The sequence below is a fragment of the Streptomyces sp. R41 genome (genome assembly GCF_041053055.1).
Lineage (GTDB): Bacteria > Actinomycetota > Actinomycetes > Streptomycetales > Streptomycetaceae > Streptomyces.
In genome coordinates this window covers 785514-803180 of sequence record NZ_CP163443.1, presented here as the reverse complement: position 1 = coordinate 803180, position 17667 = coordinate 785514, and the positions used below count along the sequence as shown (strand labels likewise).

Annotated in this window: 16 protein-coding genes and 1 pseudogene; 9 read left to right on the top strand and 8 right to left on the bottom strand. The window is 68.5% G+C overall.

All coding sequences use genetic code 11. From position 1 onward, the window contains the following. Positions 1 to 4 precede the first annotated feature (4 nt). The gene (locus AB5J53_RS03825) at positions 5 to 1051 is read right to left on the bottom strand and encodes a LacI family DNA-binding transcriptional regulator (protein WP_369244241.1); all 1047 of its coding nucleotides are present in this window, start codon (positions 1049 to 1051) and stop codon (positions 5 to 7) included. Between the two features lie 278 nt (positions 1052 to 1329). Next, a complete protein-coding gene (locus tag AB5J53_RS03820; RefSeq protein WP_369244240.1) occupies positions 1330 to 2502 on the bottom strand; it encodes an epoxide hydrolase family protein in 1173 nt (390 codons plus the stop codon). A 102-nt stretch (positions 2503 to 2604) separates the two neighbouring features. Between AB5J53_RS03820 and AB5J53_RS03815 the strand changes: the two genes are divergently transcribed. After that, a complete protein-coding gene (locus tag AB5J53_RS03815; protein WP_369244239.1) occupies positions 2605 to 3180 on the top strand; it encodes an ABATE domain-containing protein in 576 nt (191 codons plus the stop codon). Positions 3181 to 4165: 985 nt separating this feature from the next. Beyond that, the gene (locus tag AB5J53_RS03810) at positions 4166 to 4504 is read left to right on the top strand and encodes an ankyrin repeat domain-containing protein (RefSeq protein WP_369243649.1); all 339 of its coding nucleotides are present in this window, start codon (positions 4166 to 4168) and stop codon (positions 4502 to 4504) included. Here AB5J53_RS03810 and AB5J53_RS03805 read toward each other — a convergent pair. The 3 genes and pseudogenes from AB5J53_RS03805 to AB5J53_RS03795 form a co-directional block, all read right to left on the bottom strand. Continuing rightward, positions 4476 to 4682 (bottom strand): annotated as a pseudogene (locus tag AB5J53_RS03805) (transposase); the annotation flags it as partial. The gene AB5J53_RS03810 and the pseudogene AB5J53_RS03805 sit on opposite strands and share 29 nt — an antisense overlap. Continuing rightward, on the bottom strand, positions 4642 to 5097 hold the full coding sequence (locus AB5J53_RS03800; RefSeq protein ID WP_369252927.1) for an IS5 family transposase: 456 nt from the start codon (positions 5095 to 5097) through the stop codon (positions 4642 to 4644). The gene AB5J53_RS03800 and the pseudogene AB5J53_RS03805, both read right to left, overlap by 41 nt. 47 nt (positions 5098 to 5144) lie before the next feature. After that, positions 5145 to 5504, bottom strand: a complete 360-nt coding sequence (locus AB5J53_RS03795; RefSeq protein ID WP_369252929.1) for a transposase — start codon at positions 5502 to 5504, stop codon at positions 5145 to 5147. A gap of 78 nt (positions 5505 to 5582) precedes the next feature. Here AB5J53_RS03795 and AB5J53_RS03790 point away from each other — a divergent pair, with 78 nt between their 5' ends. Next, entirely contained in the window at positions 5583 to 6140 is a 558-nt protein-coding gene (locus tag AB5J53_RS03790) for a hypothetical protein (protein ID WP_369244238.1), read from the top strand. Between the two features lie 191 nt (positions 6141 to 6331). On the opposite strand, the gene AB5J53_RS03785 is transcribed toward AB5J53_RS03790, so the two are convergent. Both AB5J53_RS03785 and AB5J53_RS03780 read right to left on the bottom strand, forming a co-directional pair. Next, the gene (locus tag AB5J53_RS03785; RefSeq protein ID WP_369244237.1) at positions 6332 to 7177 is read right to left on the bottom strand and encodes a TIGR03943 family protein; all 846 of its coding nucleotides are present in this window, start codon (positions 7175 to 7177) and stop codon (positions 6332 to 6334) included. Continuing rightward, complete coding sequence (locus AB5J53_RS03780) at positions 7174 to 8193, bottom strand: permease (protein ID WP_369244236.1); 1020 nt, start codon at positions 8191 to 8193, stop codon at positions 7174 to 7176. Before AB5J53_RS03780 ends, AB5J53_RS03785 begins: the two co-directional genes overlap by 4 nt. Positions 8194 to 8384: 191 nt before the next feature. On the opposite strand from AB5J53_RS03780, the gene AB5J53_RS03775 reads away from it, so the two are divergent. The 5 genes from AB5J53_RS03775 (at position 8385) to AB5J53_RS03755 (ending at position 13218) form a co-directional block, all read left to right on the top strand. Further along, complete coding sequence (locus AB5J53_RS03775) at positions 8385 to 9890, top strand: cytosine permease (protein WP_369244235.1); 1506 nt, start codon at positions 8385 to 8387, stop codon at positions 9888 to 9890. Continuing rightward, positions 9887 to 10504, top strand: a complete 618-nt coding sequence (locus tag AB5J53_RS03770; RefSeq protein WP_369244234.1) for a cysteine hydrolase family protein — start codon at positions 9887 to 9889, stop codon at positions 10502 to 10504. Before AB5J53_RS03775 ends, AB5J53_RS03770 begins: the two co-directional genes overlap by 4 nt. Further along, complete coding sequence (locus tag AB5J53_RS03765; protein ID WP_369244233.1) at positions 10501 to 11208, top strand: GntR family transcriptional regulator; 708 nt, start codon at positions 10501 to 10503, stop codon at positions 11206 to 11208. Before AB5J53_RS03770 ends, AB5J53_RS03765 begins: the two co-directional genes overlap by 4 nt. Before the next feature lie 68 nt (positions 11209 to 11276). Next, the gene (locus AB5J53_RS03760) at positions 11277 to 12284 is read left to right on the top strand and encodes an ADP-ribosylglycohydrolase family protein (protein ID WP_369244232.1); all 1008 of its coding nucleotides are present in this window, start codon (positions 11277 to 11279) and stop codon (positions 12282 to 12284) included. Positions 12285 to 12288: 4 nt separating this feature from the next. Continuing rightward, on the top strand, positions 12289 to 13218 hold the full coding sequence (locus AB5J53_RS03755) for a PfkB family carbohydrate kinase (RefSeq protein WP_369244231.1): 930 nt from the start codon (positions 12289 to 12291) through the stop codon (positions 13216 to 13218). On the opposite strand, the gene AB5J53_RS03750 is transcribed toward AB5J53_RS03755, so the two are convergent. Next, positions 13194 to 14459, bottom strand: a complete 1266-nt coding sequence (locus AB5J53_RS03750; protein ID WP_369244230.1) for an alpha-L-fucosidase — start codon at positions 14457 to 14459, stop codon at positions 13194 to 13196. The genes AB5J53_RS03755 and AB5J53_RS03750 overlap by 25 nt on opposite strands. Before the next feature lie 207 nt (positions 14460 to 14666). Between AB5J53_RS03750 and AB5J53_RS03745 the strand changes: the two genes are divergently transcribed. Further along, complete coding sequence (locus AB5J53_RS03745; RefSeq protein ID WP_369244229.1) at positions 14667 to 17639, top strand: carbohydrate binding domain-containing protein; 2973 nt, start codon at positions 14667 to 14669, stop codon at positions 17637 to 17639. Positions 17640 to 17667 lie beyond the last annotated feature (28 nt).

Below are 17667 nucleotides of genomic sequence, written 5' to 3'. Positions count from 1 at the left end.
CGGATCAGCCGCCGGGCGCGCTCCGCAGCGGCGCCGAACTCGCGCGCACGACCAACTCCGGAACCAGCAGCCGGTGCAGAGATTCGGCAGCCTCGTCGACGTCCTTGTCCGCGTTCCGGCCGACGAGCCGCAGCAGCTCCGCCATGATCAACCGGCCGACCTCCTCTATCGGCTGACGGATACTCGACAGACCCACCGCCGTTGCAGCCGGGGTGTCGTCGAATCCCACCACCGCGACGTCCTCGCCGGGGCGCAGCCCGTGGTGGCGCACGGCGTGCAGTGCGCCGACTCCGAGGGTGTCGGTTGCCGCGACCACAGCGGTCGGCGGCTCCGGCCGGTCCAGGAGCTCCGCCATGAGCCGCGTACCACTCGACATGGTGTCGTCGCCCCGTACGTCGAGCCGGTGGCTTTGGGCGAGCACGCCGTGCCGGTCCATGGCCGCCAGCCAGCCGTGCGCCCGGGCGTCGCCGACACTGGAGCCCTCGGGCCAGCCCAGGAATCCGATGCGCCGGTGGCCGGCGGCAACCAGGTGATCGACGGCCGAGGCCGTACCGGCCGTGTTGTCGACGTCGGCCCAGCTGTAGCCGTCGACACTGGTCGCCGTACGCCCGAACGCGGCGAACGGGACGCCGGCTGCCACCAGTTGCCGTGGCCGCGGGTCGTGCGGAGTGACGTCGTAGAGCACTACTGCGCTCACGGCCCCGGCGCGCCACAGCGCCGTGCACCGCTCGGTCTCCTCCTCGGCATCGGTCGCCGTGAACAGCAGCACATGGTGGTCGCATGCCTGGCCCGCCTCGGCGAGCGCGTGAAGGAAGCGGTCCTGGATGGAGGCCACCGTCTCCGCGTGGACCGGCAGGATCCTGCACCCCACCATGCGGGGAGAGCTGGCCCTGAGCGAGCGTGCCGCCCGGTTGGGGTGGTAACCGAGGTCGGAGACAGCCCGGTTGACCCGCTCCCGCGTCTCGGCGCGGACCCGGTCGGGCGCGTTGAGCACGTTGGACACCGTCTGTCGAGACACCCCGGCCGCCTCCGCGACGTCCGAGATGGTCACGGACGGCCCCGGAGTCAGACGTGGGCCATGGGAACCGGCTGTCATGTGCATCCCCCCGCTGGTCGACCCATACATATGTGCATGAACGGAGATCAGCGCCCCGCATGCCGGACGGATCGATTTTATCGTTCAAGCCTGGGCTGTCGAGGCTGGACGGAGGGGGAGGGGCGCCACGACTGACCACGTTCTGCCGTCTCGATGAGCGCGGTCGGAAAGCCGTCGGGCAACGCCTTGAGCCGGATCAGGCGGTGATCGAGTGCCGGGTCGCCGAGCCGCGTTCACCGATGAGCGGCCAGCACTGCCGCGAGGCCCTCTTGCAGGTCTTTGACGAAATACTCGGGAACCTCCAGCGAAGGGAAATGTCCCCCGATTTCGGGCGACCTCCATCGGACGATCTGTCGGTACCGCTCCTGTGCCCAGGCGCGCGGACACTTCTCGATGTCGGCGGGATACATACTGATTGCTGACGGGACGTCGACCCGAAGTTCGGGATCGAGCGAGTTGTGGCTTTCGTAGTAAATGCGGGCCGACGATGCGCCGGTCCGCGTCAGCCAATACAGGGTGACGTCGTCAAGAACGCGGTCTCTGGAAATCGTCTCGAACGGGCTGTCTTCGGTGTCTGTCCACTCGGCGAACTTGTCGAGGATCCAGGCGAGAAGCCCGACCGGTGAGTCGACGAGCGAGTAGCCGATGGTCTGCGGTCGGGTCGCCTGCTGCTTCGCGTACGCCGCGCGGTGGCGCCAGAAATCGCGGGTTTCCTCGGTCCACTTGCGCTCGACCGCCGTCAGCCCGTCCGTTGTCAACCCGGGTGGTGCCTCCGCGAACGTTGTGTGGATGCCGAGAACGTGCGCCGGGAACCTGCCGCCGAGAACGGTGGTGATATTACCTCCCCAGTCGCCGCCGTGGGCTGCGAACTTGCTGTAGCCGAGCCTTCCCATCAGTTCCACCCATGCGGCCGCGATCTTTTCGGTTCCCCACCCGGTGGTGGCCGGCTTGTCGCTGTAACCAAAGCCTGGCAGCGACGGGACCACGACGTGGAACGCCGGCGCGTCTGCATCTTTCGGATCTGCCAGCTCGTCTACTACATCGGTGAACTCGGCAATGCTGCCTGGCCAGCCATGCGTCAAGATCAGAGGAGTGGCATCTGCGCGCGCGGATCGGCGGTGCAGGAAGTGGATTCCCAGATCATCAATGGTCGTGCGGAACTGACCGATCCGGTCAAGGCGTTCTTCGAACGACCGCCAGTTGTACCCGGTGCGCCAGTAGTTCACGACATCGACGAGGTCGGCGAGAGGAACACCCTGTTCCCATCGGCGAGGGTCGGGCGCGGCGCGATACACCGTCTCGGCCTCCGGTAGTCGCGCCGCGGCAAGTCGCGCGCGCAGATCGTCGAGGTCGGCGTCAGTCGCGTGGGCTTCAAATACTTGCACGTCGCTGGCTGGACGAGGCATGAGACCTCCCTGGACATAGTGGAGCCGGCTGCGAACTATGCGAACCGGCTAAGGCGGTTCTACCCGTCTTCATGCCAGCGTGAAACCGGCTAAGGTGGTTCCATGCGTGCTGGGTTCCCCGACTTCCGCCTCGGTACCGTGCTGGCCACCAGCTTCACGGGGACTCTGTCGGAGCGTCATGGCAACGCTGTGGAGCGCATTCCCACGCCGCACCGACTCATCGACTGGCTGGCAGTGAACGGCCTCGCCGTGGACTCCTGCACCGCTGCCCAGCTCGACCTCGCTCGGGAACTGAGGGAGTCGATTCACGCCGCCGCGACAGCGGCCGCGATCCAGGACGCTCTCCCTGCATCTGCTGTCCAAGTCATCAATGACCGCAGCGCTCAGGGTCGGGCCGCAGCGATCCTGACGCCCGAGGGTAAGCGGCGATGGCGGCTCAGCTCGGCTTCCTGCGTGGAAGATGCCCTCAGCGTGATCGCCGCCGACGCGATCAGCATCATCGCAGGCGAACGAGACGGAAAATTGGCCTTGTGCGCATCACCAACCTGCCAAGCCGCCTTCTTCGACACCAGCCAAAGTCGCACCCGCAAATGGTGTGACATGAACACGTGCGGGAATCGCCAGAAGAAAGCGCGCTTCAATGCCAACCAGCGCAAAAACCCCAGATCAGCGGAGTGATCGTTACCTCGGTACATCCAAGTGGGCCCCACGCCTGCGCGGTGGCACCTTCTGGGAATGCCCAGCACATCGGCCCGAGACTTCGCACCGGATAACCTCTGACGCCAGCTACGGCCTCCGCCCAGCAACCGCCAGACGGGGGCCGATCAACACGCTGCACTGGCAATCCGTCTTGGGGACTAGGCGTCTCTCCAACACGTCATGGCGGAGTATCCGTACCGCTCAGGGCCCACCTGGATGATGATCCAGCCGTTGGCGTTGTACACCCCACACCCGTTATACCGGTCACCCAGTTTGACGGTGTCCAACTCACAAGGATAGGGATCACCCAACCCTGCGGTTGCGATGACAGTGGCATTGTTTTTCGGCTGCGCTCGGATCTTCAGTCCGTTGTAGAGAGACACCGCTAACCCCGTCGCGCAGGAGTCGGTATACGAGGCGGATGTCTCAGAACGAGCGACATCTGCCGATGTGGCATTGGCGACACCTGGAGACACAAGGCACAAGGCTGCGACAGCCGATAGCATTGCAATCGGCCTTGATTGAAAAGATTCTCTCATTGGTTCCCTCTCTCCTCTTCTCGCATATGCGATGTCCATGCACCTCCCCCGTGAAAAGTCCAGCAAGCCACAAGGGGGCAGCTCTACTCCGCCGTCGTTGTCTGCACCGAAGCCTCCCCTCCCGGAGCGCCCTGCCCGATCTGCCTACCCGTTCGCAGGGCGTGATCAACCAGGTTTGACATCAACAGGAGCTGCGACCACTCGCTTCGATGTCCAGCCCGACTTTCGCCTGGACGTCGCACGTAGTGCGCCCCGACGGCTCCTTCTGCCGCGGGCGGGGAGCGCGGCCGCCGAAGGGCACCGCACCACCGCAGGAGGAGTGAGCGGCATTGGCCTGTCAGGGACACTAAGACGCCATCTCAATTGGTGACGAGTGGCGTCGATAGTCGCTGGCAGACGTGCTGTGGCGGCGGTTGAATGTCGTGGTGAGCAACTTCTGGACAACACCTGCGCATCACGCGGTCGAGCACGAGGATGCGGAAACCCTGGCCCAGATGCTGGCCGACGGCACCGATCCCGATGAGGTCTTCAGCAACATGACGCTGTTGACGCACGCGATCGATGCCGAGGGCGACGGCTCCCTGCAGAGCGGCAAACCGTTGACCGTGCACACCACTGCTGTGCTGCTGGCCTTCGGGGCTGACCCGGAGCTCGCCGACCCAGACGGTCGCACCCCCATGGACGTGGCCGAGTACTACGGCCACGACCTGGCGATGAAGCTACTGCGGGCCCACATCAGCGGCCGAGCCGCCGGTAACAGATGAGCGTGCAGGCGATACTCGTGAAGGCGAGGAAATGCTCGGCCTTGCGCTCATAACGACGGTGGAGGCGGCGGCAGCCGGCGAGCCAGGACATGGTGCGTTCGATCGTCCAACGGTGACGTCCCAATCGCTGGGAGGTCTCAACTCCTTTGCGGGCGATGCGGTGCCTGATGCCGCGGCTGCTTAGACGTCATCTCATTGGTGAGTCTGCGGTAGCAGATGAGGGTGCAGGCGATGCTGGTGAAGGCTAGGAAGTGGTCGGCTTTGCGTTCGTAGCGGCGGTGGAGTCGGCGGCATCCGGCGAGCCAGGACATGGTGCGTTCGACGGTCCAGCGGTGGCGGCCAAGTCGTTGTGAGGTCTCGATGCCCTTGCGGGCGATGCGATGCCGGATGCCTCGGCTGGATAACCATCGCCGCAGGTGGGCGTAGTCGTAGCCCTTGTCGGCGTGAAGTTTGTCGGGCCTGCGGCGTCGGCGTCCCCGGCGGGAGCGGATCGGAGGGATGCCCTGTACCAGGGGAATCAGCGCCTGGCTGTCGTGCGTGTTGGCGCCCGAGATGCCGACGGACAGGGGCAGGCCGGTCCGTTCCGTGATCAAGTGGATCTTTGACCCGTACTTGCCCCGATCTACAGGATTCGGGCCTGTCAGATCCCCCTTTTCAAGGCCCGCATGTTGACCGAGTCGATCGCGCACCGGGACCAGTCCAACTCACCGCGGGACCCGAGTTCGTCGAGGACCAGGCGGTGGAGTCTGGCCCAGACTCGGGCCTTCGTCCACTCGGTGAATCGTCGGTGAGCCGTCGCGCCGGACGGCCCGAACGACGCGGTCGGCAGCTGCTGCCACGTGCATCCCGAGGTCGCCACGAACACGATTGCGGCCAACACTTCGCGGTCGCCGTGCCGGCGCCGACCACCACCCTGAGGCCGCGACGGCGCCTCCGGCACCACCCGCTGGAACAGCTCCCACAACTCGTCCGGCACCAGCCGCTCAACGATCCCCGCCATGGTCGACAGCGTACTCAACCAAATGAGATGACTTCTAAGAGGCAGTACGGAAGCGGTGGTTGGTACGGAGGAGGCGTGATGGACTCGGCCGTGGCAGGCCTGCTGGCGGCGGTGGTGGGCGTGGGCGGCACGCTGGGTTCGGCGTGGTTGACCCAGCGCCGCGGAGACGCGTCCCGCCGCGAGGAGTGGGAACACCTCGAACGCACTCGCCGCGCCGAACTGGTCGCCCAGCAGGCGGAGTCGGGCCGGGAGGCCCGCAGGACGGCGTACACGGAGTTCAACGCCGCTGCCCGCCACTACCTGGCAACCCTGAATGACCACGCCCACGTACTGCATATCGGGTACGACCCGCAGGAGTCGCTGAGCACGGTCGAGACGGCCCGCGCGGACTATCGCCGCCGGTACGCCGAGGCCCAGATGACCGTGCCGGACACGGTGCTGACGGAGGTGAGACGGGTCGACGTCGGCCTGGGCTCGGTCTACGGCGTCCTGGCCCGCCTCACTCACGGCACGGCACGCGAGGCCGACGACATCGAGGACGTACGGGACGAGATCAAGCAGGCCTGGCGAGACTTGTCCACGATGCGCTCGACGATGCGGGCGGATCTGGGGGTTCAGGGGCCCTCACATGAGTGAGCGCAGTTCCTCGGTACACCGCATTGGGCCGGGTCATCTCGCATGAGTGAATGCGGGCCCGACGCGACTCGACCTCGACGGACTGACTCAGGCGTCGAAGCTCACGTCGAGGCCATGCGCCTGGCTGAGCATGTCCACGCCCGGCTCACGCCCGACCCGGCCGTGGGCACGCATGTGCGCAGGGCGGACAGTCAGTTGTTCCAGCTCTCGTCATACGGGTCGTGCGGCGTCGGGACCGGCCTTGCCCGGCTGACGTCGAAGAACGGGATGATGCCGCCGTTGACGGGATCCTTGGCCCGTTTGCTGATGTAGGTGCCGGTGACCTCGAGCCAGGTGTCGGGTTGGAGGACCGGCGGAATCCGTCCGGTCAGGCCGACCTTGACGGGTTGGGCGTCGGCGGCGCAGCAGTTGAGGGCCATGCGGACGAGGTACGGCGTACCGGCGCGGTCGAGGGCGACGAAGCCGGTGATCTTGATCCGCCTGTCGCCGAGGGAGCGGCCGTGGCCGTAGGCCGCGCGACCGGCGTAGTCGACCAGGCTGAGCGGGACCGGGTCGCCGGAGGGGAGAGCGGGGTAACCGAAGGGCGCCTGCAGGGCCGTACCTGTGCGCATGGCGCTGTAGGAGCCAAGGGCGGGCGGGGCGACCAGGATCAGGGCGAGCAGGGGGAGGATGAGGAGCCAGGAGATACGCGGTTCGCGGTGGGCGTGCCCGTGCTCGTCGGCGGGTTCGTGGGCGTGCCCGTGCTCGTCGGCTGGTTCGTGGACGTACCTGTGCTCGTCCGCGGCTTCGTGCCCGTGCTCGTGTCCGCCCTGGGTATCGCTGTGATCGCCCCCGCGTTGGACCTGCTTGGCCGTGCGCGCCCCGCGCAACTCGTACCACACCGTGGCGAAAGCCGCGACGATCAGCACAACCCCCGCCCCGAGCAACAAGGGCTGCAACCCGGCCTTGACGTACCGCAGGTAGAGATCCGTGGCGCCGGCGTGCAGCACCGCCGCGCCGACCAGGAAGAGCACGGCTGCCTGCGCCTGCCGGTTCACAGCAGCACCGCCCCGACCAGGACCGACATGATGATCGCCAAGGCGAAGGTGGCGGGGGCGAACCGCAGCGCGAACCCGCGGCCGAACGTGCCGACCTGCATGGCGAAGAGCTTCAGATCGATCATCGGCCCGACGACGAGGAACGCCAGCCGGGCGGTGAGCGAGAACTGGGACAGAGACGCGACCACGAACGCGTCGGCCTCGGAGCAGATCGACAACAACACGGCGAGAACCGCCAGGGCGAGGACCGACACCACGGGATTGCCCGCCGCGGCGTGCAGCCAGCTCGCCGGTACGACGGCCTTGAGAGTGGCCGCGGCCATGGCCCCGACGACGAGGAAGCCTCCGGCGTGCATCACGTCGTGCCGTACGGATCCCCAGAACGCCGCCCCCTTGCCGAGGCCCTCGTGTGCCGGGCGGGCCGGTGGGCGCAGCCAGTCGGCGCGGCCGAGGCGTTGCCACAGCCACCCCATCACACACGCCACCAGCAGACTCGCCACGAACCGGGCGAGGACCATCTCCGGATCGCGCGGAAACGCCACGGCCGTTGCGGTCAGCACGATCGGGTTGATCGCCGGGGCGGACAGCAGGAACGCCAGCGCCGCCGCGGGCGTGACGCCCCGGCGCACCAGTGCCCCGGCTACCGGCACGGAGGCGCATTCGCAGCCGGGCAGGACCGCCCCGGCCATCCCGGCCACCGGCACCGCAAGGGCGGGCCGGCTCGGCAGCGCGCGGGCGAAGAACGACGGCGGGACGAACACCGCGATGACCGCCGACAGCAGTACTCCGAGGACGAGAAAGGGCAGGGCCTGGATCACCACCGCCACGAACACGGTCATCCAGCTCTGCATCACCGGCGCGGCCAGCGCCCGGCGGACCGGCCCCTGCGCCGCGACCACCAGGAGCAGCAGCATGGTCAGGACGAGAGGGGAGTTGATCTGCCAACCCCGTCGGCCCTGCCGGTTGTCCGCGTCGCGGCGGTCGACCGGGGGCGGGGCTGCCTTGGTGATGGTCACGGATGAGGTACCTCCGGTAGGGAAGGGCTCGGTGGCTGGTGCCCCTCGACCTTCAGTACGCCGGTTCGGGCACAGCTTCTCACCGCGGGACCCAACCTCCGCGGGCCGGACCCCGGTTCGCTCGCGCCCCTTGACCGTCCGGGGCGGTCGACCTACGCTCCGCTGAACACGTCTAGACAGGTAGGTCGACGATGGCAGACTCCCCGGACTCCCTCGACATCAGACCCGCGGGCCGCCAGCTCCAGGTGGAGACGCACGGGCTCGACGTGATCGGCGACGCCGAGCGCAAGGGCACTCCGCGGACCCTGTTCTGGCCCTGGTTCGGGGCCAATGTCTCGATCCTGGGCCTCAGTTACGGCGCCTTCGCGCTCGGCTTCGGCATCTCCTTCTGGCAGGCGCTCGCGGCCGGAGTGATCGGCATCGTCTTCTCCTTCCTCCTCTGCGGCTTCATCGCGGTGGCGGGCAAGCGCGGCTCCGCGCCGACGATGGTGCTCAGCAGGGCGGCGTACGGCGTACGAGGGAACCGGCTGCCCTCGGTGATCTCGTGGATGCTGACCGTCGGCTGGGAGACGGTGCTCACGGCGCTCGCGACCATGGCCACCGCGACGGTCTTCGGGCGGCTCGGCTGGGGCGGCGGCACCGAGACCAAGGTGGTCGCCCTGATCCTGGTCGGCGCGCTGATTGTGGTCGGCGGAGTGATGGGCTTCGACCTGATCATGCGGCTGCAGACCGTGATCACGGTCGTCACCGGCGTGCTCACGATCGTCTACATCGCGTTGGTCGCCGACCACATCCACTGGCACACGGTCAGCGCCGTACCCGCGGGCTCCGCACAGGAGTTCATCGGCGCCCTGGTCTTCATGATGACCGGTTTCGGACTCGGCTGGGTCAACGCCGCCGCCGACTACTCGCGCTATCTGCCGCGCTCCTCCTCCGGCCGGGGAGTGATCGGCTGGACCACCTTCGGCGCCTCGGTGGCGCCGCTGCTCCTGCTGGTCTTCGGACTGCTCCTCGCGGGCTCCTCCGAGGACCTCAGCAAGGCTATCGCCGTCGACCCGATCGGCGCCCTGACCACCATCCTGCCCACGTGGTTCCTGGTCCCCTTCGCCGTGGTCGCCGTGCTCGGTCTGGTCGGCGGCGCGGTCCTGGACATCTACTCGTCCGGACTGGCGCTGCTGTCCGCCGGTCTGCGCGTGCCGCGCTATCTGGCGGCGCTCGTCGACGGTGTCCTGATGATCGCGGGCTCGGTCTACATCGTCTTCCTCACCGACAACTTCCTCGGCCAGTTCATCGGCTTCCTCACCACGCTGGGCGTCCCCGTCGCCGCCTGGTGCGGCGTCATGCTGGCCGACCTGGCGCTGCGCCGCCGCGACTACGACGAGGGAGATCTGTTCCGTACGGGCGGCCGGTACGGCGACGTCCCGCTCCGGCCGCTGCTGCTCACCCTCGCCGCCACCGCGCTCGGCTGGGGCCTGGTCACCAACTCGGCCGCGAGCTGGCTGGAGTGGCAGGGCTATCTGCTCGCCCCGTTCGGACTGGGCGGCAAGACGGGCGCCTGGGCCTACGCCAACCTCGGCGTCCTGATCGCGCTCGCCCTCGGCTTCCTCGGCACGCTGGCCCTCGACCGCGGCCGAGTTCGCGCCCAGGAGCGGCTGGACGCGAGCCCGACGGCGAGCGAGGAGGTGCTCAGCGCATGAGTACCGGGCACGGGCGCCTCGACCCTACTGAGCACACGCGCCCGGGCCGCGGGAGTGCCGACACCCCCCGCGGCCTGCTCACCGTCATCGACATGCAGCGCGTCTTCGCCGAGCCCGACAGCCCCTGGGCGACGCCGCGCTTCGACGAAGCCGCCGAAGGTGTACGTCGATTGCTGCCGGCCTTCGGCGACCGCGTGACCTTCACCCGCTTCCTCGCCGCCGAAAAACCCGTCGGGGCCTGGCGCGCGTACTACGACCAGTGGCCTTTCGCGCTGCAGCCGCCGATGGCCCGGCTGTGGGAGCTGACGGACGAATTCGCGGCGCGCGCACGGCACTTGGTGGAAGCCACCACCTTCGGCAAGTGGACCCCCGAACTGGCCGAGCGCGTCGGCGCCGAAGGACGCCTGGTCCTGGCCGGAGTCAGCACGGACTGCTGTGTGCTGTCCACGGCGCTCGCCGCCGCCGACGCCGGAGTCGAGGTGCTGGTCGCGGCCGACGCCTGCGCGGGCGTCGACGACGACTCGCACGCCAAGGCCCTCCATGTGATGGACCTCTACCGACCCCTGATCCGCGTCGTGACCGTGGACGAGGTGCTCGCGGGGGATCCTTCATGACCGAAGTCCGGCTCAAACACCAGCAGATCACCGAGGTGCTCGCCAAGGAGATCCGCAGCGGACACCGTCCGGCGGGGCAGCAGTTGCCGGGCGAGCACGCCCTCGCCCAGCGCTTCGGCGTCAGCCGCACCACGGTGCGGGCCGCGCTCGCCGAGCTGAACGAGGCAGGGCTGATCGCCACCCGCACGGGCAAGGGCTCATACGTCCTCTTCGACGGGCGCCCGCTGGACGACCGGCTCGGCTGGGCGCACGCCCTGGCCGTCCAGGGCATCGAGACGCGGGTACGGACGCTCGCCGTCCAGGAGACCCATGACGAGGAGCTGGCCGCTCAACTCGCCCTGGACGCCGCCATGTTCATCCGGGTCGACCGCACCCGGGAGCTCGTCGCGGACGGCTCCGTGATCTCGTACGAACGCAGCTTTCTGCCGCCCGTCCCCGGTGTGCGGGAACTGCCGGAGCAAGGCCTCGGCGAGCTCACCCTCACCGAGGTGATGCGACGGGCCGGGCTGCGCCCCGACCACGGCGAGCAGCGGCTGGCCGGGCGGCGGATCAGCGCGCGGGAGGCGGAGGTGCTGCGCCGCGCGCCGGGTGACTGGTTCCTCGACACATGGCGCACCAGCCGCGCGGCCGACGGTTCCTTCGTCGAACATGTCGTGAGCCTGCTCGACCCCGACCACTTCCAGCTGTCTCTGGAATTCGGCTGACCCCGCCACCGAAGCCCCCCCGCCACCGAAGCCCCCGGCCCGGAAGGGCCTCAGCACGGAAAGCACCCATGAGCCCCACCCTCCACAGCCGCGCCACCGGAGCTCTCTACGGCCTCGCGCTCGGCGACGCCCTCGGGATGCCGACGCAGATGCTGTCCCGCCCGCAGATCACCGCCCGCTACGGACCGGTCCTGACCGGCTTCCACGCCGCCGCGCCGGATCATCCGCTGGCCGCCGGGATGCCCGCGGGAGCGATCACCGACGACACCGAACAGGCCCTGCTGCTGGCCCGGTTGCTGCTCGACGGCGACGGAAGGGTCGACGCGGCGGAGCTGGCCCGGCGCCTGGTGGCCTGGGAGGACGACATGCGGGCCCGCGGCTCGCTCGATCTGCTCGGGCCGTCCACCAAGCGCGCGGTGGAGCTGGTCCTCGCGGGGACGCCGGTGGACGAGGTCGGCCGGTACGGCGCCACCAACGGCGCGGCGATGCGCATCGCGCCCGTCGGCATCGCCGTGCCGTCCGCGGACCCGGTCGCCCTGGTGGACCTCGTCGTGGAGGCCAGCAGACTGACCCACAACACCGGGGTTGCGCTCGCCGGCGCGGCAGCTGTCGCCGCCGCGGTCAGCGCGGGACTTGACGGTGCGTCGGTTCCGGAGGCGGTGGAGGCGGCGGTCGGCGCGGCACGCCTGGGAGCCGGGCGTGGGCACTGGGTGGCCGCCGCCGACGTGGCCGAGCGGATCGTCTGGGCCACCGGACTCGTGCGAGGGCTGTCGGCGACCGAGGTGTGCGAGCGGGTGTACTCACTCGTGGGCACAAGTCTGGCGACGCAGGAGTCCGTACCGGCCGCCTTCGCTGTGCTGATGGCTTGTCAGGACGACCCGTGGCAGGCGGTATTGCTCGCCGCCTCCGTCGGGGGCGACTGCGACACCATCGCCGCCGTCGCGGGCGCGATCGGGGGCGCGTGTCACGGGGCGGAGGCCTTCCCCGCCGATGCGCGGGCCACTCTCGACCGGGTCAACACGCTCGACCTGGACGCCACGGCCACGGCGCTGCTCGCACTGCGCGGGCGGCAGTGATCGCATGAGACTCCTGCACCTGGGCAACGTGGTGATGGATCTGGTGCTGAGCGTGCCCGCCCTGCCGGAGAGGGGCGGTGACGTACTGGCCACGGGCACACGGAGCGTGCCGGGCGGCGGTTTCAACGTCATGGCCGCCGCGGCCCGCCAGGGCCTGCCGGTGACGTACGCGGGAGCCCACGGCAGCGGCCCCTTCGGCGACCGGGCGCGGGCCGCGCTGTACGCCGAAGGCATCGACGTGCTGCTCGCACCGCGCACCGAACGTGACAGCGGCTTCGTGGTCTGCCTGGTGGACGCCGAGGGCGAGCGCACCTTCGTCACCAGCCCGGGCGCCGAGGCGACCCTGACCCCGAAGGATCTTGCTCAACTGCGGCCAGTCCCACAAGACTTGGTCTACCTCTCCGGCTACAGCCTGCTGTACGAGGCCAATCGTGCCGCGCTCACCGCATGGGTGCCCCGACTGGACCCGACCGTCACCGTGATCGTGGACCCGGGGCCACTGGTGCGTGAAATCCCCTCGGCCGCCCTGGAGTCGCTCCTGGCGCGCGCCGATTGGTGGAGCTGCAACGCCCGCGAAGCAGCGCTGCTCACCGGCATCGACGACCCGCCCGGCGCCGCCCGCGCCGTACAGTCCCGCCTGAAGCGCGGTTCGGCCCTGGTGCGCACGGGCCCCGACGGCTGCCTCCTGCACCACGACGGCACGTTCGACGCGATCCCCGGTTTCGCCGTCCGGGCCGTCGACCTCAATGGCGCGGGTGACGCGCACACGGGGGTCTTCATGGCCGGCCTCGCGCAGGGGCTGGCCCCGGTTGCCGCCGCGCACCGAGCCAATGCGGCCGCGGCGATGGCCGTCACCGCGGCCGGTCCCGCCACCGCGCCCGACGCGGACGCCCTCGACGCGTTCCTCCGTCAGTCGCGGCCCGCGCCCCGATAGAGGTCCAACTCCCCGTCCAGCTCGACCGCCAGCACGGTGGCGTACTCGTCGAGGTCCGCCGCGGCCGGGGCGTCGATCCAGGTCACACCGGGTACCGCGTCCAGGCCGCCGGTGATGTGGTGGTCCAGTTCTGTGCCCGTGCCAAGGACGGTGACCCGTCGTACCGCGTTGCGCAGTCCGCGGACCGAGAGGGACTCGCGCGGTGCGTCGAAGCACATCAGGTACAGCGTGCGCCGGTCGGCGGACAGGGTGCTGGGGCCGTAGTGGTGTCCGGCGGGCAGTCCGGCGACCGTGCCGTACACGGCGTCGGCGTGCTTCGCGATCCATGTGCCGAGACCCTCGACGCGTTCGGCCTGCTCCTCGGGGATCGTCCCGTCCTCGCGGGGGCCGACGCCGAGCAGCAGATTGCCGCCCATGCCGATCGTCTCCGTGAAGTAGCGCACCAGCTGGCGCACCGACTTGAAGTCGCGGTCCTTCGGGCGGTAGCTCCACGAGTCGTTCACTGTCAGGCACAGCTCCCAGGGGCCGTCCGGGGCCTGGAGGGGGACGCCCTGTTCGGGAGTGGCGTAGTCGCCGAAACTGAGCATGCGGGCATTGAGGACGGTGTCCGGGTTGCCCGCGAGGATCAGCTCGGCGAGCTCGCGCATCCGCCACTGCTCCTCGCTGCGCTCCCACTCGCCGTCGAACCAGAGCAGGTCCGGGCGGAAGCGGTCGACGAGCTCGCCGACCTGGCCGTCACGGTAGGCCAGGTAGCGCTCCCAGGCCGCCGGGTCCTCCTTGCCGGGCTCGGCGTGGGAGTACGGGCTCGGGTGCTCGTCGCCGGGCTCGACGTGCCTGATGCTCGGGTAGTCGGGGTGGTTCCAGTCGGAGTGCGAGTAGTAGAGGCCGACCTTCAGGCCCCGCTCGCGCAGGGCGTCCGCGAATCCGCTGACCAGGTCACGGCCGGCCGGTGTGTGCCGTACGACGTCGAGGTCGCCGTGGGCGGTGTCCCACAGGGCGACGCCGTCGTGGTGCTTGGTGGTCAGCACCGCGTACTGGGCGCCGGCACGGGCGAAGAGCTCGGCCCAGGCCTCCGGGTCGTAGTGCGACGCGGTGAAGCCGTCGAGCTGTTTCATGTATTGCTCGTGCGAGACCTCCCCCGTGTAGAAGGACCAGGACTCGGCCCATCCGTCGACGGCGTAGATGCCGTAGTGGATGAAGATGCCCAGCTTGGCATCGGTGAACCAGGGTTGCATCGGCATGGAGCCAAGCTAGGTGCCGGCCCTCGCTCCGCGCGTGGGCTCGGGTCACCATTACTGGTTCGTTTTCACCCTGAGCTCCGGTCGTTGTGAGATCCCTTTACGTGACTGTCATGTCCCTGTAGCTTCCGCGCTGCAAGCCCTTTCAGGAATTTGCCGGTTCTTCTTGCAAGGCAACTCCCCACTCCCCAGCCCGCATTGGAGACACCCGTGAGAAGTAGACCCCCGCGCCTGCTGCGCCCACTGGTGGCGTTCGTGGCGGCGACCGGGCTGTTCGGACTGGTCCCACCGGACTCCGGAATGGGCTCCGCCCCCATGGAGAAGACCGCCGCCGATTCCAACACGGCGACTGTCTTCTACTACACGAAGACCAAGAACTGGCCGACCACCTACCTGCATTACGCACCGGACGGCGGTTCCTGGACCGCCGTGCCCGGAGTGCAGATGGAGGCGGCCTGCACTGACTGGGTGAAGAAGACCGTCGACCTGGGCTCGGCCGCGGGACTCCAGGCCACCTTCAACAACGGCAGCGGCACCTGGGACAACAACGGCGGGAACAACTACGCGCTGGGCACCGGCACCATCACCGTCAAGGACGGCGTGATCGCCCACAGCGACCCGTGCGCCGACACCGGGACGGGCAGCGGCAACCAGGCCACCGTCTACTACTCGACCGCCACCTCGGGCTGGACCACGGCCAACATCCACTACGCGCCCTCCGGCGGCTCGTGGACGACGGTCCCCGGCGTCGGCATGGAGACGGCCTGCACGGGCTGGTGGAAGAAGACTCTCGACATCGGTACGGCGACGTCACTGAAGGCCGCCTTCAACAACGGCAACGGCGTCTGGGACAACAACAACAGCTCCGACTACACCATCCCCACCGGCACCACGACCGTGAAGGACAGGACGGTCACCGCCGACGCCAAGGACCCTTGCGCCGCCGAGGCGCCCGACACCGAGGCCCCGACCGCCCCCACCAAGGTCACCGCGAGCGCCACCCACACCTCCATCGTGCTCTCCTGGGAGGCCTCCACCGACAACACCGCGGTGACGAAGTATCAGGTCACACGCACCGGCGGAACCAAGGGCACGGTCGTCACCGACGTCGGATCGACCGTCTACTCCGACACGGGACTCGAGGAGAAGACGGCCTACACGTACACCGTGAAGGCCCTAGACGCGGCCGGAAACACCTCGCCCGCCTCCGCCGAGGCCACCGCGACGACCGGGGAGAACGCGCCCGAACCGGCCTCCGGCACCCCGCTCGGCACTGACCCCCGCAAGGACCCGATCTACTTCGTCCTCACTGCCCGCTTCTACGACGGCGACAGCTCCAACAACCGCGGCGGCAGCCAGGACGTGAAGTCGGGCAACGCGGCCAACAACGACCCCATGTTCCGCGGCGACTTCAAGGGCCTGGTCGACAAGCTCGACTACATCAAGGCGCTCGGCTTCTCGGCGGTCTGGATCACCCCGGTCGTCCTCAACCGCTCGGACTACGACTACCACGGCTATCACGGCTACGACTTCTACAAGGTCGACCCGCGCCTGGAGTCGGCCGGCGCCTCCTACCAGGACCTGATCAACGCGGCCCACGCCAAGGGCATGAAGATCTACCAGGATGTCGTCTACAACCACAGCTCCCGCTGGGGCGCCAAGGGCCTGTTCACTCCGACCGTGTATGGCGTCCGCGACTCCCAGTGGAGCTGGTACTACGACGAGAAGAACGAGGGCTTCGAGTACGACGGCCTCACGGTCGAGCCCAAGTCCGGGAAGTCGTACTACAACGGCGACCTCTGGTCGACGGCCGAGCCGTCCGGCAACACCTGCCTCAACTGGGGCAAGCCCACCGGCGGCAGGAGCGCCGAGGGTTACACGATCTACAACTGCCAGTGGCCCAGCCCGACTTCGGGCATGTTCCCGAAGACGTACTACCACCAGTGCTGGATCGGCAACTGGGAGGGCGAGGACTCCCGCTCCTGCTGGCTGCACGAGGACCTCGCCGATTTCAACACCGAGTCGACGCCCGTGCAGAACTACCTCATCGGCGCGTACGACAAGTACATCGACATGGGCGTCGACGGTCTCCGTATCGACACGGCCGTGCACATCCCGCGCGTCACCTGGAACCGCCGCTTCCTGCCCGCGATCTACGACCGGGTCACCCAGAGGTTCGGCACGGACGCCGCGAAGAACTTCTTCGTCTTCGGCGAGGTCGGCGCGTTCGTCAACGACAAGTGGAACCGCGGCTCCGTGAACCACTCCGCGCAGTTCTTCACCTGGAAGGAGCGCAAGGAGTACAGCGCGGACGACGAAGCGGCGGCGATCGAGCAGTACAACTACGAGGAACAACTGGGTACGGGAAACCAGCCGACGTCCACCAACGCCTTTCTGAGCGGCAACAGTTACCACACCCCGGACCGCAGCCAGTTCTCGGGCATGAACATCATCGACATGCGCATGCACATGAACTTCGGTGACGCGCAGAACGCCTACGGCAACGGCAAGGACTCGGACGACTCCGTCAACGACGCCACGTACAACGTCGTCTACGTCGACAGCCACGACTACGGCCCGAACAAGTCGAGCACGCGCTACGGCGGAGGTACCGACGCCTGGGCCGAGAACATGGCGCTGATGTGGACCTTCCGCGGAATCCCGACCCTCTACTACGGCTCGGAGATCGAGTTCCAGAAGGGCAAGCAGATCGACTGCGGGCCGACGTGTCCGCTGGCGTCCACCGGCCGCGCGTACTACGGCGACCATCTCGCCGGATCCGTCACCGCCTCGGACTTCGCCAAGGTCGACTCCGCGAGCGGCGAAGTCGCCTCGACGCTGGCACAGCCGCTGGTCAAGCACCTCCAGCGACTGAACCAGATCCGCCGGGCGATCCCGGCGCTCCAGATGGGCCAGTACTCCACCGACGGCATCAGCGGCTCGATGGCCTTCAAGCGCCGCTACACCAGCGGCTCGACGGACAGCTTCGCGCTCGTCACTGTCACCGGCGACGCGACGTACACCGGCATCCCGAACGGCACCTATGCGGACGCCGTCACCGGTGATGTGAAGACCGTCTCCAACGGCACGCTGTCCGTGGCGGCACCCGGGAAGGGCAATCTCCGGGTGTACGTGCTGAACGGTCCCGGGAAGATCGGGAGCGACGGTCCGTACCTGAAGTAGCCGTGCGGGGCCCGGCCTTTCGAAGTCC